The sequence below is a fragment of the Streptomyces sp. S.PB5 genome, from assembly GCF_030403745.1.
In the GTDB taxonomy this organism is placed as follows: Bacteria; Actinomycetota; Actinomycetes; order Streptomycetales; family Streptomycetaceae; genus Streptomyces.
This window is the reverse complement of the sequence record NZ_JAQMWP010000005.1, coordinates 97,738-120,184: the sequence shown is the minus strand read 5'-3', so window position 1 is coordinate 120,184 and position 22,447 is coordinate 97,738. Positions and strand designations below refer to the sequence as shown.

Sequence of the window (22,447 nt, the reverse complement as noted above, 5' to 3'; positions counted from 1 at the left end):
ACAGAGTGACCGGTGAAGTTCCCCAGGGCTGTGTCATCTACCGGCGGACGGACCGAGGCACCGGAAAGAACAGAACCCGCTGCGGCGACGACGGCTTCCCCGTCCATGGTGACCCGGTGAAGATCGGCGTTGCAGGCCGCACGTATCGATGCAAGGGGATCCTCAAGGATCTCCCGTGTCGTGATCCCCACCTGGAGGCCGACGACATCGAGAGCGCTGCCTGGAAGGAACTGGCCAGACTCCTCGAAGCAGAAGAACTTCCAAGGGATGTGGCCATCGAACGGCTGGACGGCCTTGCCAGGGACCTGAATGGGCTTCCTGGAGACAAGGAGAAGTACGAGAAGTGAGTTGCCGATCTAACGATCAGGATGGCTGAACACGAGCACCTGATCGAGGTGCGCATTCCCGAGTACGTGCGTCTCGGCGTTCACTCAGAGGTGCTCAAGGCCTCCGTCAAGGCACTTGAGGCCCAGTTGGCGGAGTTCCGGGAACAGCGGACGCTCGCCCGACCGGCACCAAGGTGCCGCCAGACTTCACCAGCAAGTACGACGGGAAATGCCCAGCACGTGGGCCCCGTCGACCCGATTCGCGTGCGTCAACTCTCCTGGTGGCAGAAGGGCGCATGGCCGGAGGTCATGAAGGTCCTGGAGGCCGACACCATCGGAACCGATGCATACAGGCGGCCGTCCCTGCCGCCGCTCGTGGTGACCGTTCAGCTTGGGGCCGCTCGGCTTGCGACGTCCGCCGGCTGCCTGCCCCAGTGATGCAAAGGTGACACACCCTCAAGCCTGTGATCTTCACGTGATCTACGCGGCATTAACTTGTGACAAGTGATCGTCTGCCGATACGTTCACGCATCAGCGCGACGACCCGCTCCACCCGCCGCGCAGGTCACTGCTGTCTCGCGAAAGGCCCCCGCATGCTCACCGGGAACGGTCGTCACCGTCGCCCCCGCCAGGCTCCGGCACTTCTCGTCGCGGCCGGCGTGACCGGCTCCGCCATCGCGATCCCGCTGCTCGCCGCCACCGGCGCCAGCGCGGCCGACGGCGGTACGTGGGACAAGGTCGCCAAGTGCGAGACCGGCGGCTCCTGGAGTGCGAACGACGGGGACGGCTACTTCGGCGGACTCAATCTGACCCAGAAGAACTGGGAGAGGTACGGCGGTCTCGACTACGCCACGAGCCCGGACCTCGCCAGCCGCAACCAGCAGATATCCATCGCCGAGAAGGTCCTCGCGGACCAGGGCGTCGGCGTCTGGGGCACCTGCGGGCTGCTCAACGGGCTGAGTCAGGACTCCGGCTCGGCCGACGTCGACACCGGTGTCGCGAGCAGCACCCCCTCGACGTCCGAAGGGTCCGGTTCCTCTGATTCCTCCGGATCATCCGACTCCTCTGATTCATCCGTTTCGTCCGGTCTGTCCAACTCCTCCGGGTCGTCGGGCTCGTCGGACGCACCCTCCGTCGATCCGAGTGCTTCCGCCTCAGCGTCGAACGAAGCGGACAATTCCGCCAATTCTGACGGTTCCGGCTCCGGTGCGGAGAGCCCGCAGCCTTCCGACAGCCTGTCCGCATCTCCGACAGAGAGTGATGAATCGGACAACTCCTGGCAGGAAGGCGGCTCTTCGGCCCTCGTCGACACCGGCGCCCTCGACGGCGCCGAGAGTGTCACGGAGGACGCCGCTGAGAACGCCACCGAGAACGCCGCCGGGCGCGCCGCCGAAGACGTCGCCAAGGGCACCGGCAAGCACCGCGGCGCGAGCGCCGACGAGAGCTCGTACACCGTCCGCGCCGGCGACACCCTCGCCTCCATCGCCGACTCCCTTGGCCTCGACGGCGGATGGCGCCGCCTCTACGCCGCGAACGAGCAGGTCATCGGCGCCGACCCGAGCGACATCCGGCCCGGCCAGACCCTCGTACTCGGTGCTGAATAGGGCCAAAAGGAACGAGAGTTCGCGCCACACTTCGCATTAAATGTCCGGTTTGGTGAAAGTGTGGGATGAGTCTCAGAAGCCCTGATCGTCTTTGAAATCCCCCGGGTTCCGTGTCTACGGTCAACACCGCTCGTCACCACGAGCCCCGGCTGCCGCAACGCCGAATCCTGCCAGCGGCCGTACGGGAACAGTCGTCGCGTCAAGCGCCGTAGGCAGGAGCGGGGGACCCAAGGTAAGCGCCGGGCCCAGCAGTTCACGCTGGACCGGCTTGGGGTGAAGCCGCGCAGCGCGCCGCAAGGCGAGTGTGCGCGGCCGGGCAACTCAACCGGCCCGAACCCGACAGCTCACCTCGCAGGCGTCGGTGAGGGGATCCACCATGCTGTTTTCCGGCAAGGGCAAGCACCGTCGTCCGTCCAAGGCCACCCGCGCCGCCGCGCTCGCCGGCGTCACCGGTGTCGCCATCGCCGCCCCGCTGATGGCGGCCGGCAGCGCCTCCGCCGCCACCGCCTCCGAGTGGGACGCCGTCGCCCAGTGCGAGTCCGGCGGCGACTGGACCATCAACACCGGCAACGGTTACTACGGCGGTCTGCAGTTCTCCGCCTCCACCTGGGCCGCGTACGGCGGCACGGCGTACGCCTCCACCGCCGACCAGGCCTCCAAGGCCCAGCAGATCCAGATCGCCGAGAAGGTCCTCGCGGGCCAGGGCAAGGGTGCCTGGCCGGTCTGCGGCAAGGGCCTGTCCGGAGCCGCGTACACCGGCGGCGGCAGCTCCTCCAGCGGCTCGTCGAGCGACAGCGGCACCAGCACCCGTTCGTCCGGGCAGCAGAGCACCTCCCGCTCCACCGAGCGCGAGGCGGCCAAGAAGACCGTCTCCACCCCGACCGGCAAGAAGGTCAAGAAGGGTGACGGCGAGTACAAGGTCGTCAAGGGTGACACCCTCAGCGCCATCGCCGAGAAGCACGACGTCAAGGGTGGCTGGCAGAAGCTGTTCCAGCTGAACAAGGACATCATCGACGACGCCGACTTCATCTACCCGGGTCAGCAGCTGCACCTCAAGTAGGACTCGGCTGAACCACAGTGCCCTCACATCCGTGGTCCTCATACTGAAGGCCTCGTGAGGGTCCCCCCGTCCCCACGGGCTCCCCGCTCCGGTGCGTGTTCCCCCGTACGCACCGGGGCGGGGCTTTTTGCGTGCGTTTCCCCGGACGTTTTTGTTCCGTGCAGAAACAATTTACGCTCGGTTCTGTCCATGGGGCGGTCGACCGGCTGGTGGATCCCCCGGAGCCGGTTAGGCTCGTCTCGCAGAGCCAACGCGGTCTGCGTACCCGCGTCACATTGAAGAAGGAGATGCTCGTGCCGTCCATCGACGTCGTCGTAGCCCGGGAAATCCTGGACTCCCGAGGCAACCCCACGGTCGAGGTCGAGGTCGGCCTCGACGACGGCAGCACGGGTCGTGCCGCCGTCCCCTCCGGCGCCTCCACGGGCGCCTTCGAGGCCATCGAGCTCCGCGACGGTGACCCGAACCGCTACCAGGGCAAGGGCGTCGAGAAGGCCGTCCTCGCCGTCATCGAGCAGATCGGCCCGGAGCTGGTCGGCTACGACGCCACCGAGCAGCGCCTGATCGACCAGGCGATGTTCGACCTGGACGCCACCGACAACAAGGGCTCCCTCGGCGCCAACGCCATCCTCGGTGTCTCGCTCGCCGTCGCCCACGCCGCCTCCGAGGCCAGCGACCTCCCGCTCTTCCGCTACCTGGGCGGCCCGAACGCGCACCTGCTGCCCGTTCCGATGATGAACATCCTGAACGGCGGCTCGCACGCCGACTCCAACGTGGACATCCAGGAGTTCATGATCGCCCCGATCGGCGCGGAGTCCTTCTCCGAGGCGCTGCGCTGGGGCGCCGAGGTCTACCACACCCTCAAGAAGGTGCTGAAGACCAAGGGCCTGTCCACCGGCCTCGGCGACGAGGGCGGCTTCGCCCCGAACCTGGAGTCCAACCGCGCCGCCCTCGACCTCATCGTCGAGGCCATCAAGCAGGCCGGTTACGTCCCCGGCGAGCAGATCGCGCTCGCCCTCGACGTCGCCGCGTCCGAGTTCTACAAGGACGGCAAGTACGAGTTCGAGGGCAAGTCCCGCTCGGCCGCCGAGATGACCGAGTACTACGAGGAGCTCGTCTCCGCGTACCCGCTCGTCTCCATCGAGGACCCGCTGTTCGAGGACGACTGGGCCGGCTGGAAGGTCATCACCGACAAGCTCGGCGACAAGGTCCAGATCGTCGGCGACGACCTGTTCGTCACCAACCCCGAGCGCCTGGCCCGCGGCATCGAGGAGGGCTCCGCCAACGCCCTGCTCGTCAAGGTCAACCAGATCGGCTCGCTGACCGAGACCCTGGACGCCGTCGAGATGGCCCAGCGCAACGGCTTCAAGTGCATGATGTCCCACCGCTCCGGCGAGACCGAGGACGTCACCATCGCCGACCTCGCCGTCGCCGTGAACTGCGGCCAGATCAAGACCGGCGCCCCGGCCCGCTCGGACCGCGTCGCCAAGTACAACCAGCTGCTGCGCATCGAGGAGATCCTCGACGACGCCGCGGTGTACGCCGGCCGCAGCGCCTTCCCGCGCTTCAAGGGCTAAGGGCTAGCCAGTCGTACGTACGTCCCCGTACCCGGTCCCGTACCGTGTGCGGGGACGTACGCGCGTGTGAACGGGAGTGAGAGATGGCCGTCAAGGACCGGGACCGTTTCTCCACCGCGACCCGGATCCGGCTGCTCGGCGAGCAGACCGCGGCCCGGGTCTACCGCTCCCAGACCAAGCGGCAGGCCCGCCGCTCCCGGCTCACCGGCCGCGCGGCCCTGCTCGCCCTCGTCGTGTGCTCGCTGGTGGTCGCGCTCGCCTATCCGATAAGGCAGTACGTCTCCCAGCGCGCCGAGATCGCGGATCTGCAGCGGCAGCAGGAGCAGGCCCGGCAGCGGGTCGAGCAGCTGCGGGACCTCAAGGCGCGGTGGCAGGACGACGCGTACGCCGAGCAGCGGATCCGTGAGCGGCTGCACTATGTGATGCCGGGGGAGACGGGGTTCATCGTCGTCGACCCGGGCGCGGCGCGGCAGTCGCGCGCCGACCTGGGGGCGGCGGACCGCCCCTGGTACTCGAACGTCTGGGACGGCGTCGACAAGTCCGACGCCGCCGACCAGTGAACCTGAACCGCAGTACCTGACCCAGAGAAAGACAGGCATGGAAACGCCCCCGCCGACCACTGAGCGCACCGAGCCCACCGAGGCCGACGTCGAGGCCTTCAAGCAGCAGCTGGGGCGTCCGCCGCGCGGGCTGCGTGCGATCGCGCACCGGTGCCCCTGCGGGCAGCCGGACGTGGTGGAGACGGCCCCCCGTCTGCCCGACGGCACCCCCTTCCCGACGCTGTACTACCTGACGTGCCCGAAGGCGAACTCCGCCATCGGCACGCTGGAGGCGAACGGCGTGATGAAGGAGATGACCGAGCGGCTGGAGAAGGACCCCGAGCTGGCGGCCGCCTACCGTGCCGCGCACGAGGACTACATCCGGCGCCGGGACGAGATCGAGGAGCTAAAGGGCTTCCCGAGCGCGGGCGGCATGCCGGACCGGGTGAAGTGCCTGCACGTCCTCGTGGCGCACTCCCTGGCCGCGGGCCCCGGCGTGAACCCGCTCGGCGACGAGGCCCTCGCGATGCTGCCGGAGTGGTGGCGCAAGGGCACGTGCGTGATCTCCGCCGAGGAGGCCGCCCAGTGACCCGGGTAGCCGCCGTGGACTGCGGTACGAACTCCATCCGCCTCCTCGTCGCCGACTGTGACCCGATCACCGGTGAACTCGTCGACCTCGACCGCCGTATGACGATCGTGCGGCTCGGCCAGGGCGTCGACCGCACCGGGCGGCTGGCTCCCGAGGCGCTGGAGCGGACCTTCGCCGCCTGCCGTGAGTACGCGGCGGTCATCAAGGAGCACGGGGCGGAGCGGCTGCGCTTCGTCGCGACCTCGGCGTCCAGGGACGCGGAGAACCGGGACGAGTTCGTGCGCGGGGTGCTGGACATCCTCGGTGTCGAACCCGAGGTCATCACGGGCGACCAGGAGGCCGAGTTCTCCTTCACCGGCGCCACCAAGGAGCTCAGGGGCAGCGACCACCTCGCCAAGCCCTACCTGGTCGTGGACATCGGCGGCGGTTCGACCGAGTTCGTGGTCGGCGACGACCATGTACGGGCGGCCCGCTCCGTCGACGTCGGCTGTGTGCGGATGACCGAGCGGCACCTGGTCGTGGACGGTGCCGTCACCGACCCGCCCTCCGAGGCGCAGATCGCCGCCATGCGGGCCGACATCGAGGCCGCCCTGGACCTCGCCGAGGAGACGGTCCCGCTGCGGGAGGCGCGGACGCTGGTGGGCCTGGCCGGGTCCGTGACGACGGTGTCGGCGATCGCGCAGGAGCTGCCCGAGTACGACTCCGAGCGCATCCACCACTCCCGGGTCTCCCGTGACAGGGTCCGTGAGATCACCGAGTGGCTGCTGCACTCCACCCACGCGGAGCGAGCGGCCGTGCCCTCCATGCACGCGGGCCGCGTGGACGTCATCGCCGCGGGCGCCCTCGTACTGCTGTCGATCATGGAGCGGATCGGGGCCGAGGAGGTCGTCGTGAGCGAGCACGACATCCTCGACGGCATCGCGTGGTCGATCGCGTAAGCGGTCCGCGGCCCTCTGCTGAGCAGGCAGAACAACGTTTGAGCGCGTCTGAGGGGCCCTTCGGGGCCCCTTCGTCGCGCGCCGCCGGAAAAGTTCGTGAAGTTCTTCACAAGGAATTCCGCCCTGTGGAACCAGGAAAAGAGCCCGGCTGACCCTTCCGAGGGGCCAACAGCCCCTTGAACGTGTTCAGAAGGGGTGCGGGAGGGTGGTCGCGGAGGCCTTCGCGAGCAGAGATTTCGAGAGGCTCACGACCCCCTCGGCGAGCCAGAGAGGCAGCTCACGCGGCATTGACAACGGGTCGCCCTATACGGTGGTTCCCGATTCACGCCATGACCTGGATCACGTGGGTCGCGGAGGATAACACACCCCTTCCAAGAGCTTGTGAAGGGGCGCACGAGCGACCCCCCTGGGGCGGGTGGATACTCGAGGGCATGAGCACCACGGAGCGTCCCAGGATCCTCGTAGTAGGCGGTGGGTACGTAGGCCTGTACGCAGCTCGGCGCATCCTCAAGAAGATGCGCTACGGCGAGGCGACCGTCACGGTCGTCGACCCCCGGTCGTACATGACCTACCAGCCCTTCCTCCCCGAAACCGCCGCCGGCAACATCTCCCCGCGCCATGTCGTCGTCCCGCTGCGACGCGTGCTGCCGAAGGCGGAGGTTCTCACCGGCCGGGTCACCACCATCGACCAGGACCGCAAGGTCGCCACGATCGCCCCGCTGGTCGGCGAGGCGTACGAGCTGCCCTTCGACTATCTGGTCGTCGCCCTCGGCGCGGTCTCCCGCACCTTCCCGATCCCCGGCCTCGCCGAGCAGGGCATCGGCATGAAGGGCATCGAGGAGGCCATCGGCCTGCGCAACCACGTCCTCGAGCAGCTCGACAAGGCCGACTCCACCACCGACGAGGAGATCCGCCGCAAGGCGCTCACCTTCGTCTTCATCGGCGGCGGCTTCGCCGGTGCGGAGACCATCGGTGAGGTCGAGGACCTGGCCCGCGACGCGGCCAAGTACTACAAGAACGTGTCCCGTGAGGACATGCGCTTCATCCTCGTCGACGCCGCCGACAAGATCCTTCCCGAGGTCGGCCCCAAGCTGGGCGCCTACGGCAAGGAGCACCTGGAGAGCCGCGGCGTGGAGATCTACCTCTCCACCTCGATGGACTCCTGCGTCGACGGCCACGTCGTGCTGAAGAACGGCCTCGAGGTCGACTCCAACACCATCGTGTGGACCGCCGGCGTCAAGCCGAACCCGGTCCTGTCCCGCTACGGCCTCCCGCTGGGCCCGCGCGGCCACGTCGACACCCAGGCCACCCTCCAGGTCCAGGGCACCGACTACATCTGGGCCGCCGGCGACAACGCCCAGGTCCCGGACATGGCCGCCCGCAAGGCCGGTGTCGAGAACGCCTGGTGCCCGCCGAACGCCCAGCACGCGCTGCGTCAGGCCAAGGTCCTCGGCGACAACGTGGTCTCCGGCATGCGGGGCTTCCCGCAGAAGGAGTACGCGCACTCCAACAAGGGTGCGGTGGCCGGTCTCGGCCTCCACAAGGGCGTCGCGATGATCGTCATGGGCAAGATGAAGATCAAGCTCAAGGGCCGTCTCGCCTGGTACATGCACCGCGGCTACCACGGTCTGGCCATGCCGACCTGGAACCGCAAGATCCGCGTCTTCGCCGACTGGACCCTCGGCATGTTCCTCAAGCGCGAGGTCGTCGCGCTGGGTGCCCTGGAGACGCCGCGCGAGGAGTTCTACGAGGCCGCAAAGCCGGCGCCCGCGCCGGTCGCGGCCAAGGCCGAGGAGAAGCCCGCCGCCGAGAAGGCCAAGGCTTCCTGACCTCCGGTCACCGCACAGCCCGAAGGGGCCGCCCGCCATCCGTGGTGCGGGCGGCCCCTTCGGCGTCGTGCACACGTGTGCGCTGCAGCTTCTTTGCCCGATCATGACGGCGCGGCGGGACTGGACGACGGGCCCTGTCTTGTTTACGTAAGTGGACAATTCCGGGATCCTCGTCACGGAGGTGTGCGCCATGGCTGACGCCGCGCTGCGGCTCAAGACCCTCTTGGAACAACTGCTGGGAGCTCCCCTCCCGGTGCGTATCCGCGCCTGGGACGGCTCGCAGGCGGGCCCGCCGGACGCGCCCGCGCTCGTCGTACGCAACCGCCGTGCCGTCCGCCGGCTGCTGTTCAAGCCCGGAGAACTCGGCCTCGCCCGTGCCTGGGTCGCCGGCGAACTCGACATCGAGGGCGATCTCTACACCGCCCTCGACCTCATCGCGGGCCTCGTCTGGGAGCGCGACGAGGACGCCCGGAGCACCGCCGAGGCGCTGCGCGACCCCGACGTACGCGCCGCCCTGCGCGGCCTGGTGAAGCTCGGCGGACTTCCGCTGCCGCCCGCCCCGCCCCCCGAGGAGGTCCGCAGGCGCCGCGGCCACCTCCACACCAAGCACACCGACAAACGCGCCGTCAGCCACCACTACGACGTCGGCAACGACTTCTACGAGATCGTCCTCGGCCCGTCGATGGTCTACTCGTGCGCCTACTGGGAGACCCCCGAGGGCACCCTGGAGGACGCCCAGCGCGACAAGCTCGAACTCGTCTGCCGCAAGCTCGCCCTGACACCCGGTCAGCGACTCCTCGACGTCGGATGCGGCTGGGGCTCGATGGCGATCCACGCCGCCCGCGAGCACGGCGTGAGCGTCATCGGCATCACCCTCTCCCACGAACAGGCCGCGTACGCCCGCAAGCGCGTCGCCGAGGAGGGGCTGGCCGACCGGATCGAGATCCGCGTACAGGACTACCGGGACGTCAGCGACGGGCCGTTCGACGCGATCTCCTCCATCGGGATGGCCGAACACGTGGGCGCGGAACGGTACTTGGAGTACGCCCGCGACCTGTACGCCCTTCTCGCGCCCGGCGGCCGGCTCCTCAACCACCAGATCGCCCGCCGTCCGCAGCGCGACGAGTCGACGTACCACGTGGACGAGTTCATCGACGCCTACGTCTTCCCCGACGGCGAACTCGCCCCCCTCGGCACCACCGTCACCCAGCTCGAACGCGCCGGGTTCGAGGTCCGCGACGTCGAGTCGATCCGCGAGCACTACGCCCTCACCCTGCGCCAGTGGGTCACGAACCTCCAGGCCGACTGGCCGCGGGCCCTGCGCCTCGCGGGCCCCGGCCGCGCCCGTGTCTGGCTCCTCTACATGGCCGCCTGCGCGCTCGCCTTCGAGCGCAACCGCATCGGCGTCAACCAGGTCCTGGCCGTCCGCACACCGAAGTCGGGCGCCTCCGGGCTGCCGCTGCGGGCCCGTACCTGGAACTGACCGCCGGCTTGCTGTGAACAGACAGAAGGGGCCCGCCACTCGGACGTGGCGGGCCCCTCATCGCCGTACGGCTATTCCGACTTGATGGCCGTCAGCATGTTCAGCTTCGCCGCGCGCCGGGCCGGCCACAGGGCCGCCAGGACGCCGACCGCCGCCGCGCCGACGAGGAAGAGGGCCATCCGGCCCCAGGGCAGGACGAGTTCGTACGTCGCCATGCGCGTGCCCAGCAGTTCGCCGGCCGCCCAGCCGAAGAACACGCCGAGGCCGATGCCGAGGACGCCGCCGAACAGGGAGATCACCAGGGACTCCAGGCGGACCATCCGCTTGATGCCCCTGCGGTCCAGGCCGATCGCGCGGAGCATGCCGATCTCCTGGGAGCGCTCGAAGACCGACATGGCCAGGGTGTTGATGACACCGAGGACGGCGACGATCACCGCCATGGCGAGCAGGCCGTAGACCATGTTCAGGATCAGCGTGAACATCTGCGCGATGTCGTCGGAGAGGTCCTGCTTGCTCTGGACCTTGATGGCCGGGTTGGAGCCGAGGGCCTTCTCCAGCTTGTCCTTGGTCGCGCTCGACGCCCCGTCGGCCGTCTTCACCATGACCATCATGTCGGCGCTGTCCGTCAGATGGGGGGTGAGGGTGGCGTTGTCGAGGAGGATGCCGCTGAAGAACTCGTTGCCCTCGTAGACCCCGGCGACCGTCAGCCGCTGCTTCTTGCCGTCCTCGTAGGCGACGGTGAAGCTCGAACCGGCCTTCCAGCCCTGCTCCTTGGCGCGGTCGGAGTCCACGACGACCTGCGTGCCGCCCACCTCGAACGTGCCGCTGTCGACCTTGAGGTCGGTCAGCTTGCCGAAGGAGGCTCCGTTGACGCCGGTGAGGTACTCCGTCTCACCATCGATGCGCGAGGGGGAGTTGCGCATGGGGCTGACGTCGGTGACGTCGTCGACCTGCGTCAACTCCTTCGCCACGTCCGGCGAGAGCTCGTTGCCGTTCGCCATCGACACCACGTAGTCGGCGCGGATCGCCGCGGACGCCATCTTGTCGATCGACTTCTGCAGGCTGCCCGCCATCACCGTCATGCCCGTGATGAGGGTCAGGCCGATCATCAGAGCGGAGGCCGTGGCGGCCGTACGACGGGGGTTGCGGACCGAGTTCTGGCGGGCCAGCTTGCCCGCCGTGCCGAAGATCCTCAAGGCCGGCGCGGCGGCCGCGATCAGCGGGCGGGACAGCAGCGGGGTCAGGATGAACACGCCGATGATCAGCAGCACCGCGCCGATGCCCATCGGAGCCTGACCGTCGGAGCCCTCCATCGAGGTGGCCGCGAGGACCACGGCGACACCCGCCCCGGCGAACAGCGCGCCCAGTGTGTTGCGCAGCACCAGCGACTTGGTCGTCGCCTGCGCGTGGACGCTGCTCATCGCGGCGACCGGCGGGATCTTCGCCGCCCGGCGGCCCGGCAGCCACGCCGCCAGCATCGTGATGAGGATGCCGACCGCGAGGGCGGTGGCGACCGTGCCGCCGGAGATGATCAGCGGCCCGTCCGGGACGGTCGCCCCCAGGACGCCCATGAGCGATCGCAGCCCGGCACCGATGCCGATACCCGCGACCAGACCGGCCACCCCGGCGACCGCGCCGACCACGAACGCCTCCACCAGCACCGACCGCGTCACCTGGCGCCGCGAGGCACCGACCGCCCGCAGCAGCGCGAGCTCCTTGGTGCGCTGGGCGACCAGCATCGTGAAGGTGTTGGCGATGATGAACGTACCGACGAAGAGCGCGATGCCCGCGAAGACCAGCAGACCCTGCTTCAGCCCCGACATCGACGAGGCGATGACCTCGGCCTGGTCGTCGGCGAGTCGCTGCCCGGTGGTCGTCTCGACGAGGTTCATCGGGAGCGCCTTGTCCAGGGCGGCCTTCAGCGCCGTCTGGGACGTACCGGCCGCGGCCTTCACATCGATCTCGTCGTACGTGCCCGGCTTGCCGAACAGCTTCTGGGCGGTGGCCGTGTCGAAGAGCGCGAGGCTGCCGCCGGCGGCGACATTGCCGTCGTCGGTGGTGAAGACGCCGGTGACGGTGGGGGTGAGGACGGGCCCGTCGACGGAGATGCGGATGGTGTCGCCGACCTTGTACCCGGCGCGCTTCGCGGTCTCGGAGTCGATGGCGACCTGGTTCTCGCCGTGCGGTGCGACGCCTTCCTCAAGCGGGTACCGGGGGTCCTTGTCACCCCAGTAGTTCCCGCCCTGCGACTGGAAGCCGCCGCCGATGAGCTTGCCGTCCTTGTCGGCGATGGCGGTGAAGCCGCCCACGACCCCGACGGCCGACGCGGCCCCGTCCACCTTGGCGCTCCTGTCGAGGAGCGCCTGGGTGAGTTCGGGGTTCTTGCCGACCTTGTCGCCCTTGCTCTCCTGGTAGTTGGGCTGCACGGCCACGTCAACCTGGTCGTAGCCCTTGGCGCTGCTGTTCTGCAGGGCGTTGGAGAGGGTGTTGGTGAAGACCAGCGTCCCCGACACGAAGGCCACGCCGAGCAGCACGGCGAGGACGGTCATGAGGAGGCGTGCCTTGTGCGCGAGGACATTGCGCAGGGCGGTGCGGAACATCAGGAGGTACGGCCCTTCGCGTCGAACTCGGGGGTCTGGGGGTTTCCCCCAGGAAGGAGGCGCATCGTGTCGAGGACGCTGTCGGCGGTGGGCCGGTACAGCTCGTCCACGATCCGCCCGTCGGCGAGGAAGACGACCCGGTCGGCGTATGCGGCCGCCACGGGGTCATGGGTCACCATCACGACGGTCTGCCCCAACTCCCTCACGGAGTTGCGGAGAAAGCCCAGCACCTCGGCGCCGGAGCGGGAGTCGAGGTTTCCGGTGGGCTCGTCGCCGAAGATGATGTCGGGCTTGGAGGCGAGGGCGCGGGCGACGGCGACGCGCTGCTGCTGGCCGCCGGAGAGCTGTGAAGGCCTGTGCGAGAGACGGTCCTTGAGGCCGACCATCTGGATCACGCTGTCCAGCCACTGCCGGTCCGGCTTGCGGCCCGCGATGTCCATGGGCAGCGTGATGTTCTCGATCGCGGTGAGCGTCGGCAGCAGGTTGAACGCCTGGAAGATGAAGCCGATCTTGTCCCGGCGGAGCTTGGTGAGCTGCTTGTCCTTCAGGGAGCCCAGCTCGGTGTCCCCGATGCGCACGGACCCGGAGGAGAAGGTGTCCAGTCCGGCCACACAGTGCATCAGCGTGGACTTGCCGGACCCGGACGGGCCCATGATCGCGGTGAACTCGGCCTGCCGGAAGTCGACGGAGACCCGGTCCAGGGCGACCACCTGGGTCTCGCCCTGTCCGTAGATCTTCGACAGATCCGTGGCGCGAGCGGCCACGGCGGTGGTCCGGTCGGCGATGGGAGTGGTGGTCACTGGTGGGCGCTCCTGACGGTACGACGATGCGTTCGAGGGATGGTTCGTGGGATGTGAATCCATCGTCTCGGCGGCTCAGCGCCGTGTAGTCACCCGCTGTTCCGGTTCCGGGGGGCGACTTGGGTCTGACCGGACCGGGCCGTGTCATACCTGGGGATGACGGAAGCCCCTGACGGAAGCCCTTGACGGACGCCCGGTCGAGAACAGGTGGAGCCCCCTCGTTCAAGCGGTGAAATTCCGTCATTCCGCATGCGCGGGCGGCCGTCGCGCGTAAGGCTATTGGCAAGTGCGGATGGCCCGTTCCAGGGGCTGATGCACCCTCAGACGTCAATAAAATAAGACAACATCGGTCCGCCCGTCCGCTGTTCGGGGGATGTATCCCGATAGGCTCGAACCTCGACGCGGAGCCCATGGCCTGCCCGGATGGTGGAATGCAGACACGGCGAGCTTAAACCTCGCTGCCCCTCGCGGGCGTACCGGTTCAAGTCCGGTTCCGGGCACCTCCGACCCTTCCAGATGCCGTAGGCAGACACCGCTTCCGGCGGCATCCTCCTTTCAATACATCGACCGTTGACAGTCGTGCGGAAACCGGCGCAGACTCATGGCGGAAGATGGTGAAGAAAACTTCACTGAGCGAACATGGCAAACCGAGCACAGCAAGCCGAACGCAGCAGAACGATCAGCAGCGGCAATGACGCCCACCCGAAGGGAACGACCGATGCGCACCACCGTCGGCATCATCGGAGCCGGCCCCGCCGGCCTCCTCCTCGCCCGGCTGCTCCACAACGCCGGCATCGCCTCGGTCGTACTCGAAAGCCGCGACCGCGCCTACGTCGAGCAGCGGCAGCGCGCCGGGATCCTGGAGCAGGGGACCGTGGACGTGCTGCGGGCGGCCGGGGCCGGGGAGCGGATGGACCGCGAGGGGCTGCGGCACGACGGGATCGAGCTGCGGTACGACAGGAAGCGGCACCGCGTCGACTTTCCCGCCCTCACCGGTGGCCGGTCCGTGATGGTCTACGCCCAGACCGAGGTCTGCAAGGACCTCATCGCCCTCCAGCTGAAGGACGGCGGTCCGCTGCTCTTCGAGGCGGAGGCGCTGGCCGTCGAAGGGGCCGACGGCGACAGCCCGCGCATCCGGTTCCGGCACGAGGGGCGTGAGGATGTCCTGGAGTGCGATTACGTCGTCGGCTGCGACGGATTCTGGGGCGTCGCCCGCAAGGCGATCCCCGAGGAGCTCACCCGCGTCTTCGAGCGGACGTACCCCTTCGGCTGGCTCGGCATCCTCGCCGATGTGCCGCCCTCCCACGACGAACTCGTCTACGCCCGCCACGACCGCGGCTTCGCCCTGCTGTCCATGCGCTCGCCCTCCGTCTCCCGGCTCTACCTCCAGGTACCCGAGGGCACCGACGCCGAGAGCTGGAGCGACGAGGAGATCTGGGACGAGCTGGAGCGCCGCTTCGAGACCGACGACGACTGGCGGCTGGAACGAGGTCCCATCACCCAGAAGTCCGTCACACCCATGCGGTCGTACGTCCATGAGCCCATGCGGCACGGACGGCTCTTCCTCGCCGGGGACGCCGCCCACATCGTGCCGCCGACCGGGGCGAAGGGCCTGAATCTCGCCGTCGGTGACGTCGTCACCTTCGCGCGGGCGCTGACGCACCGGAGGGACACCGGTTCGGACGAGCTCCTCGACGCCTACTCGGAGACCTGTCTGCGCCGGGTGTGGCAGGCCGAGCGGTTCTCGTACGACATGACGACGCTGCTGCACCGGGCCCCCGAGTCCACCGGCTTCGAGGACCGGCTCCAGATGGCGCGGCTGGAACGGATCGCCGGATCGAGGGCCGCCGAGACCGACCTCGCCGAGGGGTACACCGGGTTCCCCTTCGAGTGACGAACCGGGTGACGGACCGGGTGACGGCTCGCGCGCCGGACCAGCTCATGTACCGAAATGGTCATGAACCTGCCCCCTACGTGGCTGGGAATCACCGGGCCGCGTAGCGTGTTGCCGAGCAGTACAAGGGAAAGATCCTCCCCAAGCACTAGGGTCAATCCTTTGCCTACCTATTACTCTTGAGCCAAGGCCCACACACAGTGGCCATGGAGGAGTGAAATGAGGAGCAGCAACCCGGTCTTCTCGCGACGGGGGTTCAGCCGCGACAACGGCTACGCGGGCTTCAACGCCCAGCCGCAGGCCGGGGGCGCCGCTGTAGGCACGCAGGGCAACCCCTACGCGCAGGGCAACCCGTATGCCCAGCCGCAGGCGGACCCCTACGCGCAGAACCCGTACGCGCAGAACCCCTACGCCCAGCAGGACCTGCAGCACGGCGCGCCGCCGCAGGCCCCGGCCACCACCGGCCGGATGACGATGGACGACGTCGTCCTGCGCACCGCCACGACGCTCGGCGTCCTGGTCGTCACCGCCGCGGTCGCCTGGGCGGCCCTGCCGGTCGACGACGCCAACATCGGCCGGTCGTACGGCATCGCCATCGGCGCCGCCCTGATCGGCATGGTCCTGGCGCTCGTCCAGTCCTTCAAGCGCAAGGCCTCGCCCGCGCTGATCGTGTCGTACGCCGCGTTCGAGGGTGTCTTCCTCGGTGTCGTCTCCAGCGTCGTCGACAACCGGATCGCCAGCGGTGCGGCCATGCAGGCCGTGATCGGAACCCTGGCCGTGTTCGCCGCGGTGCTCGTGGCGTACAAGGCGGGCTGGATCCGCGTCAACCGCCGGTTCTACGGCTTCGTGATGGCGGCCGCGCTCGGCTTCGTCCTGCTGATGATGGTGAACCTGCTGTTCGCCGTCTTCGGCGGCGGTGACGGCCTCGGCTTCCGCAGCGGCGGCCTCGGCATCGTCTTCGGCATCATCGGCGTCCTGCTCGGTGCGTGCTTCCTCGCCCTCGACTTCAAGCAGGTCGAGGACGGCATCGCCTACGGTGCCCCCCGCGAGGAGGCCTGGCTGGCGGCCTTCGGTCTGACGATGACGCTGGTCTGGATCTACCTCGAGTTCCTGAGGCTGATCGCGATCCTCAACAGCAACGACTAGCACGCCTCGCGCGGCTGAAGCCTCGCGTGCGTAAAAGGGCCCCGGGTTCGTCCCGGGGCCCTTCGTCGTCGGTGCGCGCCTAGAGGAATTTGCGCGCGGCCCTCCTCAGGTCGTACTCGTGGATGAGAGCTTTCGCGTGGCCGTACGCGAGGTTGTGTTCGTGGCGGAGCCAGCTGACCTTTTCCTCGAAGCGGAAGAGGGCCGGGCCTTCTTCGACGGTGCGGAGCCAGTCGGACACTTCACGACCGGTGCAATGGGGGATGCGGGCGAGCAGATTGCGGTGGGTCTCCTCGGAGAAGACTTGGGACATCGGCGCCTCCGGACGCATGGGATGTAAGCCGGTCCTTCAGGTCACCGTGCCTGACCGTTTGCGTGTTGGCAACAGTCCCGGTGAGGCGCGTACGGTTGCGGCGTGGCCGATACAGCGCGTTTGACCCAAGCAGTGGATCACTTTGCCGACCGTCTCCGTGCGGCCCCGCAGAGTCGGCTGCAGAGGGGGGCCGCCGCCGAGGCACTGGGTCTGGCCAGGGAGTTGACCCGCCGGGCGCAGCTTCTCGAAGATCCCTTGAGCGAGCCTCGCGAGATGCCGGACGCCGGGATGTTCGCCGCGGCGGACCAAATCACCGTCGCCGTGCATGACTTGGCCCTCGTACTCACGGACGAGGGCCAGGTGGACGAAGCTGTGCGGTTGGTCGAGGACGCCCAGAAGAGGGCCGGTGTCTGACTGCGCCGGTGTCTGATGCCGTCGGTCTCTGACTACAGGGACGCTATGACCCGGTCCGCCAGGATGTAGACGTTCTCCTCGCCGCAGGCGAAGGTCAGGGTGTACGCGCCCGACACTCCCGAGCCGCCCAGCAGTATCGGGGTCTCGCCGGCCGTCAGGGCCGCGGCCAGACGCTCCGCCGTCTCCTTGTGGCCCGGGGTCATGCACAGGGTGGTGCCGTCGGCGAAGACATAGACGTCGAGGGTGCCGAGCGGGCCCGGGCGGACGTCGGCCAGTTCCACGCGGCCGGCGGCGAGTTCTTCGAGGGTGGCCACCGTGCGCTCATGGTCGTTCACCACCGGCGACTGCACCGGCACGAAGTCCGGGTGCGAGGGGTGGCGGCGGCGGGCCGCGGCGAGTTCGGGGGAGTCCCCGGCGAACTCGTCGGCGTCGACGGCCGGCTCGGCGACCGGCTCCAGCGGCTCCAGACCCACGAAATCGGCCTGCCGGGGCAGGAACAGCTCGCTGTCGGGCAGACCGAGCAGGCTCGGCGCGTCGGAGGCGTCACGGGCCTCCTGGGCGGCCCAGAACGCCCGCGCCTCGGCGAGCTCCCGCTCCCGCTCCTCGGCGAGCGCCTCGGCGACGGCGGCGCGTATCTCAGCGGCGTCGGCGGAGTGGCGGGCGGCCGGCACGAGACCGCGCGCGGCGGCGGCCGCGGTGCTCTCGGCGAGCTGGGTGTGCAGGGCCGCCACCTGCCGGCGCAGCTTCAAGAGGGTGCGCAGGACGGCGACGCCCACGGCGCCCGTAGCGGCCGTGGTGACCAGCAAGGCGATCGGCATGGCGCTCACTGACGTACTCCCGGTTCAAAGTCGACCCCCGACTTCCTACATCAGCTTGAAGGGCGGACTATCCCGCTGTCAGTGCGTAACGTCACGAAACGGGCAGGACTTTGGGCCCGGGGTTTAGTGTGAGAACGGCTCTGACCTGCGTAAATACCCCCGTCGAGGGAGATAGGTCACATCCTGGGGGAGATTGGATCACAAATCGGCCCAGAACCCTGGTGGTTCAAGGGTTCTGGGCCTAAGCGTCACAGGCGGTACCCGTAAGACTACGGGCAGTTGACCGGCTTCGCCGGCTTCGGTCAGCTGAGGCGCTCGATGACCATCGCCATGCCCTGGCCGCCGCCGACGCACATCGTCTCCAGGCCGAACTGCTTGTCGTGGAACTGGAGGGAGTTGATGAGCGTGCCGGTGATGCGGGCGCCCGTCATGCCGAAGGGGTGGCCGACGGCGATGGCGCCGCCGTTGACGTTCAGCTTGTCCAGGTCGATGCCGAGGTCGCGGTAGGACGGGATCACCTGGGCGGCGAACGCCTCGTTGATCTCCACCAGGTCGATGTCGTCGATGGTCAGACCCGCGCGGCGCAGCGCCTGCTGGGACGCCTCCACCGGGCCGAGGCCCATGATCTCGGGGGACAGGCCCGAGACGCCGGTCGACACGATGCGGGCGAGCGGGGTGAGGCCGAGCTCGCGGGCCTTGGTGTCGGACATGATCACGACCGCGGCGGCGCCGTCGTTGAGCGGGCAGCAGTTGCCCGCGGTGACCAGGCCGTCGGGGCGGAAGACCGGCTTGAGGCCCGCGACGCCCTCCATGGTGACGCCGGCGCGGGGGCCGTCGTCCTTGCTGACGACCGTGCCGTCGGGCAGGGTCACCGGGGTGATCTCGCGCTCCCAGAAGCCGTTCTTGATGGCTTCCTCGGCGAGGTTCTGCGAGCGGACGCCGAACTCGTCCATGTCCTGGCGGGTGACGCCCTTGAGGCGGGCGAGGTTCTCCGCCGTCTGCCCCATCGCGATGTAGGGGTCGGGGAGCAGCCCGTCCTCACGCGGGTCGTGCCAGCTGGTGCCCTCCTGCTGGGCGACCTCGGCGGTGCGGGCCTCGGCCTCGGCGAAGAGGGGGTTGCGGCCGCTGGGCATGTCGGAGCTGCCGTTGGCGTAGCGGGAGACCATCTCGACACCGGCCGAGATGAAGACGTCGCCCTCGCCGGCCTTGATGGCGTGCAGGGCCATGCGGGTCGTCTGGAGCGAGGAGGAACAGTAACGGGTGATGGTGCAGCCCGGCAGGTGGTCCATGCCCATCTGCACGGCGACGATCCGGCCGAGGTTGTGGCCCTGCTCGCCGCCGGGCAGACCGCAGCCGAGCATCAGGTCCTCGATGTCCTTCGGGTCCAGTTCGGGGACCTTGGCGAGGGCGGCCTGGATGATCGTGGCCGTGAGGTCGTCGGGGCGCAGGTCCTTCAGCGAGCCCTTGACGGCGCGGCCGATGGGGGAGCGGGCGGTCGAGACGATCACTGCTTCGGGCATGACGGCTCCATTGGCGTGCAGGGTGCTTGCGGGGTACTGAGGGCAGGGCTGGTTGGGAAGTTACCCGTACGTATGGGCCAGGTCACGGGTGTGGGGGTGTGACCCTGACCGCAGTTTTCTAAGCGCTTGCTTTTCCCGCTCGCGCCCCCACACCCGGCCCCACACCCGCCCCCGCGCCCGCCGCCGTCCTCAAACGCCGGACGGGCTGGTGGGCGAAGGTGCCGCCTCCGGCTCCGGTACCCGGCGCCGGCGCCTCCTCTTCAGCAGGGCCCACGGTCCCTTCGGCCCGGTCGGCATCGCCGCCGTCACCTCCGTACCCGGCTCCGCCACCGCCTCCGCGGCCGCCCGTGCCACCGGCAGGAAGCCCTCGCGGCGGGAGACGTCCGGACGCTCCTCCTCCGCAGGCCACAGGCCCAGGGCCGCGCAGACCGTCGGCAGGACCGCCATCGCCGCGGTCGCGTACCCCTCCGCCGAGGGGTGGTAGTTGTCCGGCCCGAAGAGCTCGCGCGGGTTCGCCGCGAACTCCGGACCCAGCAGGTCCCCCAGCGACACGGTGCGGCCGCCCTGCTCCACCGTGCCGATGGTCTGGGCGGCCGCCAACTGCCGCGAGGCCCGCCGGGCCAGCCACCGCAACGGCTGCTGGACCTGCTCGACCGTCCCGAGGTCCGGACAGGTACCGACCACCACCTCCGCGCCCGCCGTACGCAGCCGCCGCACCGCCGCCGCGAGATGACGGACCGAACGGGTCGCCGGCATGCGATGGGTGACGTCATTCGCCCCGATCATGATCACGCAGACGTCGGGCAGCCGCCCGGGGTCCGCGAGCACCAGCGCCACCTGACGGTCCAGATCGTCGGAGCAGGCCCCCGGCTGCGCCACATTGCGCAGGTCCACCGGCCGCTCCGCCACCGCCGCGAGCCCCGACGCCAGCAGCGCGCCCGGAGTCTGCGCCGAGCGGCGCACGCCCTGGCCCGCGGCCGTCGAGTCACCCAGCATCGTCAACCGCAGGGGAGGCTCACCCGGGGTGGAGTAGGAGAGGCCGTACAGCCCCTGCGCGTTCGGCACATGCGGCGACGCACCGTTTCCGTTGCCCACCTGCCGCTTGGCCAGCTGCACCTCCGCCAGCACCAGCCCGATGGCCGCCGCCCCGACCAGACCGATCCCGCCGCCGCCGTACGCCGCGCCGGCCGCGATCCGCCGGGCCACCCTCGCCCTCGACATGCTCGTCATACGTCGCCGCCACCTCCTCTTAGCCGTACATCCACTCCTTGCCCCGTACCGGCCGTCGTCCAATCTCAACGGGAAGTGAACGACCGCTTCGGGCTTTAGGCTGGCTGAACCACTACGACCACATCTTTTGCAGCATCCGGAGACAACGGTGCAATTCCACGACTCGATGATCAGCCTCGTCGGCAACACCCCGCTGGTGCGGCTCAACAACGTCACCAAAGGCATCCAGGCCACCGTCCTGGCCAAGGTGGAGTACTTCAACCCCGGCGGCTCCGTGAAGGACCGCATCGCCCTGCGCATGATCGAGGCGGCGGAGGAGAGCGGCGCGCTCAAGCCCGGGGGCACGATCGTCGAGCCGACCAGCGGCAACACCGGCGTCGGTCTTGCCATCGTGGCCCAGCAGAAGGGGTACAAGTGCATCTTCGTGTGCCCCGACAAGGTGAGCACCGACAAGATCAACGTGCTGCGGGCGTACGGCGCCGAGGTCGTCGTCTGCCCGACGGCCGTGGACCCGGAGCACCCGGACTCCTACTACAACGTCTCCGACCGCCTGGTCCGCGAGACGCCCGGCGCGTGGAAGCCCGACCAGTACTCCAACCCCAACAACCCCCTCTCCCACTACCACTCCACCGGCCCCGAGCTGTGGGAGCAGACCGAGGGGAAGATCACCCACTTCGTCGCGGGCGTCGGCACCGGCGGCACCATCTCCGGCACCGGCCGCTATCTGAAGGACGCCAGCGGCGGCAAGGTCAAGGTCATCGGCGCCGACCCCGAGGGCTCGGTGTACTCCGGCGGCTCCGGCCGCCCCTACCTCGTCGAGGGCGTCGGCGAGGACTTCTGGCCCACCGCCTACGACCGGACCGTCGCCGACGAGATCGTGCCGGTCTCCGACAAGGACTCCTTCCAGATGACCCGCCGCCTGGCGAAGGAGGAGGGGCTGCTGGTGGGCGGGTCGTGCGGCATGGCCGTCGTCGGCGCGCTGCGTGTCGCCGAGCGGCTCGGCCCCGATGACGTCGTCGTCGTGCTGCTTCCCGACAGCGGCCGCGGGTACCTCTCCAAGATCTTCAACGACGAGTGGATGGCCGACTACGGCTTCCTGGAGGACGAGGGCCCGTCCGCCCGCGTCGCCGACGTCCTCAACGACAAGGAGCACGGCGCCATCCCGTCCCTCGTCCACATGCACCCGGACGAGACCGTCGGCCAGGCCATCGACGTCCTGCGCGAGTACGGCGTCTCGCAGATGCCGATCGTGAAGCCCGGTGCCGGTCACCCGGACGTCATGGCGGCGGAGGTCATCGGGTCGGTCGTGGAGCGGGAGCTGCTCGACGCGCTGTTCACCAAGAGGGCCTCGCTGGAGGACCCGCTGGAGAAGCACATGTCGGCGCCGCTGCCCCAGGTCGGCTCCGGCGAACCGGTCGCGGACCTGATGGCCGTGCTCGGCGAGGCCGACGCGGCGATCGTCCTGGTCGAGGGCAAGCCCACCGGAGTGATCGGCCGGCAGGACCTGCTGGCCTTCCTCGCCAAGAGCGGGAAGTAACGGCAAACCTCCGGTGAACTGCCGGTTCGGGAGACGAACTTTCGTTTTCCTGGCGGAGTGGTCGACTTCGCGGAAGTGGTACGAGCGTGTCACGTCCACGCAGCACACGCTTAACACGGGTCCGGCACATTAGTGGGTGTCGGCAGGGCGGGAGCGGCTCCCCGCCCCCGCCGACACCGAACGTCCAAGGACCTCCGGAGCGGCTCCCGGACCTCCATGGACGCCGGACGTGAGAC

General features: G+C 69.1%; 20 protein-coding genes, 1 tRNA gene and 1 riboswitch. Of the genes, 15 read left to right on the top strand and 6 right to left on the bottom strand.

Annotation, left to right across the window (positions count from 1 at the left end; translation table 11 throughout):
* The first annotated feature begins 5 nt into the window (after window positions 1-5).
* From PH203_RS14510 to PH203_RS14465, 10 genes are all read left to right on the top strand, one after another.
* Window positions 6-347 carry a hypothetical protein gene (locus tag PH203_RS14510; RefSeq protein ID WP_289920342.1) on the top strand — a complete coding sequence of 114 codons (342 nt, stop codon included), beginning with the start codon at window positions 6-8 and terminating at the stop codon, window positions 345-347.
* 21 nt (window positions 348-368) lie between these two features.
* Window positions 369-764 carry a hypothetical protein gene (locus tag PH203_RS14505; RefSeq protein ID WP_289920341.1) on the top strand — a complete coding sequence of 132 codons (396 nt, stop codon included), beginning with the start codon at window positions 369-371 and terminating at the stop codon, window positions 762-764.
* Between the two features lie 155 nt (window positions 765-919).
* Window positions 920-1,930 carry a transglycosylase family protein gene (locus PH203_RS14500; RefSeq protein WP_289920340.1) on the top strand — a complete coding sequence of 337 codons (1,011 nt, stop codon included), beginning with the start codon at window positions 920-922 and terminating at the stop codon, window positions 1,928-1,930.
* Window positions 1,931-2,124: 194 nt separating this feature from the next.
* Window positions 2,125-2,303, top strand: a riboswitch (cyclic di-AMP (ydaO/yuaA leader).
* 3 nt (window positions 2,304-2,306) lie between these two features.
* A complete protein-coding gene (locus tag PH203_RS14495) occupies window positions 2,307-2,990 on the top strand; it encodes a transglycosylase family protein (RefSeq protein ID WP_289920339.1) in 684 nt (227 codons plus the stop codon).
* A 287-nt stretch (window positions 2,991-3,277) separates the two neighbouring features.
* Entirely contained in the window at window positions 3,278-4,564 is a 1,287-nt protein-coding gene (gene eno / locus PH203_RS14490) for a phosphopyruvate hydratase (RefSeq protein ID WP_289920338.1), read from the top strand.
* An 83-nt stretch (window positions 4,565-4,647) separates the two neighbouring features.
* The gene (locus PH203_RS14485) at window positions 4,648-5,124 is read left to right on the top strand and encodes a septum formation initiator family protein (RefSeq protein ID WP_289920337.1); all 477 of its coding nucleotides are present in this window, start codon (window positions 4,648-4,650) and stop codon (window positions 5,122-5,124) included.
* A gap of 37 nt (window positions 5,125-5,161) precedes the next feature.
* Window positions 5,162-5,692, top strand: coding sequence for a DUF501 domain-containing protein (locus tag PH203_RS14480; protein ID WP_289920336.1), 531 nt, complete (start codon window positions 5,162-5,164; stop codon window positions 5,690-5,692).
* Window positions 5,689-6,630, top strand: coding sequence for a Ppx/GppA phosphatase family protein (locus PH203_RS14475; RefSeq protein WP_289920335.1), 942 nt, complete (start codon window positions 5,689-5,691; stop codon window positions 6,628-6,630). Before PH203_RS14480 ends, PH203_RS14475 begins: the two co-directional genes overlap by 4 nt.
* Window positions 6,631-7,061: 431 nt before the next feature.
* The gene (locus tag PH203_RS14470) at window positions 7,062-8,459 is read left to right on the top strand and encodes an NAD(P)/FAD-dependent oxidoreductase (protein ID WP_289920334.1); all 1,398 of its coding nucleotides are present in this window, start codon (window positions 7,062-7,064) and stop codon (window positions 8,457-8,459) included.
* Between the two features lie 190 nt (window positions 8,460-8,649).
* Window positions 8,650-9,942, top strand: a complete 1,293-nt coding sequence (locus PH203_RS14465) for a cyclopropane-fatty-acyl-phospholipid synthase family protein (protein WP_289920333.1) — start codon at window positions 8,650-8,652, stop codon at window positions 9,940-9,942.
* 71 nt (window positions 9,943-10,013) lie between these two features.
* Here the strand turns inward: PH203_RS14465 and PH203_RS14460 are convergent, their stop codons facing one another.
* Window positions 10,014-12,542, bottom strand: coding sequence for an ABC transporter permease (locus tag PH203_RS14460; protein ID WP_289920332.1), 2,529 nt, complete (start codon window positions 12,540-12,542; stop codon window positions 10,014-10,016).
* On the bottom strand, window positions 12,542-13,342 hold the full coding sequence (locus PH203_RS14455; RefSeq protein WP_289920331.1) for an ABC transporter ATP-binding protein: 801 nt from the start codon (window positions 13,340-13,342) through the stop codon (window positions 12,542-12,544). Before PH203_RS14455 ends, PH203_RS14460 begins: the two co-directional genes overlap by 1 nt.
* A 417-nt stretch (window positions 13,343-13,759) precedes the next feature.
* Here PH203_RS14455 and PH203_RS14450 point away from each other — a divergent pair.
* The 3 genes from PH203_RS14450 to PH203_RS14440 all read left to right on the top strand — a co-directional run bounded on the left by PH203_RS14450 (window position 13,760) and on the right by PH203_RS14440 (window position 16,382).
* Window positions 13,760-13,842: transfer RNA gene (locus tag PH203_RS14450), tRNA-Leu, on the top strand.
* 218 nt (window positions 13,843-14,060) lie between these two features.
* Window positions 14,061-15,236, top strand: a complete 1,176-nt coding sequence (locus PH203_RS14445; RefSeq protein ID WP_289920330.1) for a 4-hydroxybenzoate 3-monooxygenase — start codon at window positions 14,061-14,063, stop codon at window positions 15,234-15,236.
* 219 nt (window positions 15,237-15,455) lie between these two features.
* On the top strand, window positions 15,456-16,382 hold the full coding sequence (locus PH203_RS14440; protein WP_289920329.1) for a Bax inhibitor-1/YccA family protein: 927 nt from the start codon (window positions 15,456-15,458) through the stop codon (window positions 16,380-16,382).
* Between the two features lie 79 nt (window positions 16,383-16,461).
* Here PH203_RS14440 and PH203_RS14435 read toward each other — a convergent pair whose 3' ends face one another.
* Window positions 16,462-16,692 (bottom strand): DUF4287 domain-containing protein, encoded by a 231-nt coding sequence (locus PH203_RS14435; protein ID WP_289920328.1) that lies wholly within the window; start codon window positions 16,690-16,692, stop codon window positions 16,462-16,464.
* A 132-nt stretch (window positions 16,693-16,824) separates the two neighbouring features.
* Between PH203_RS14435 and PH203_RS14430 the strand changes: the two genes are divergently transcribed.
* Window positions 16,825-17,106 carry a hypothetical protein gene (locus PH203_RS14430; protein WP_289920711.1) on the top strand — a complete coding sequence of 94 codons (282 nt, stop codon included), beginning with the start codon at window positions 16,825-16,827 and terminating at the stop codon, window positions 17,104-17,106.
* 32 nt (window positions 17,107-17,138) lie between these two features.
* On the opposite strand, the gene PH203_RS14425 is transcribed toward PH203_RS14430, so the two are convergent.
* The 3 genes from PH203_RS14425 to PH203_RS14415 form a co-directional block, all read right to left on the bottom strand.
* The gene (locus tag PH203_RS14425) at window positions 17,139-17,933 is read right to left on the bottom strand and encodes a hypothetical protein (RefSeq protein WP_289920327.1); all 795 of its coding nucleotides are present in this window, start codon (window positions 17,931-17,933) and stop codon (window positions 17,139-17,141) included.
* 293 nt (window positions 17,934-18,226) lie between these two features.
* Window positions 18,227-19,444 carry an acetyl-CoA C-acetyltransferase gene (locus PH203_RS14420; protein ID WP_289920326.1) on the bottom strand — a complete coding sequence of 406 codons (1,218 nt, stop codon included), beginning with the start codon at window positions 19,442-19,444 and terminating at the stop codon, window positions 18,227-18,229.
* Window positions 19,445-19,633: 189 nt separating this feature from the next.
* Window positions 19,634-20,674 carry an SGNH/GDSL hydrolase family protein gene (locus PH203_RS14415; RefSeq protein WP_289920325.1) on the bottom strand — a complete coding sequence of 347 codons (1,041 nt, stop codon included), beginning with the start codon at window positions 20,672-20,674 and terminating at the stop codon, window positions 19,634-19,636.
* A 148-nt stretch (window positions 20,675-20,822) separates the two neighbouring features.
* On the opposite strand from PH203_RS14415, the gene PH203_RS14410 reads away from it, so the two are divergent.
* The gene (locus PH203_RS14410) at window positions 20,823-22,211 is read left to right on the top strand and encodes a cystathionine beta-synthase (protein ID WP_289920324.1); all 1,389 of its coding nucleotides are present in this window, start codon (window positions 20,823-20,825) and stop codon (window positions 22,209-22,211) included.
* Window positions 22,212-22,447 lie beyond the last annotated feature (236 nt).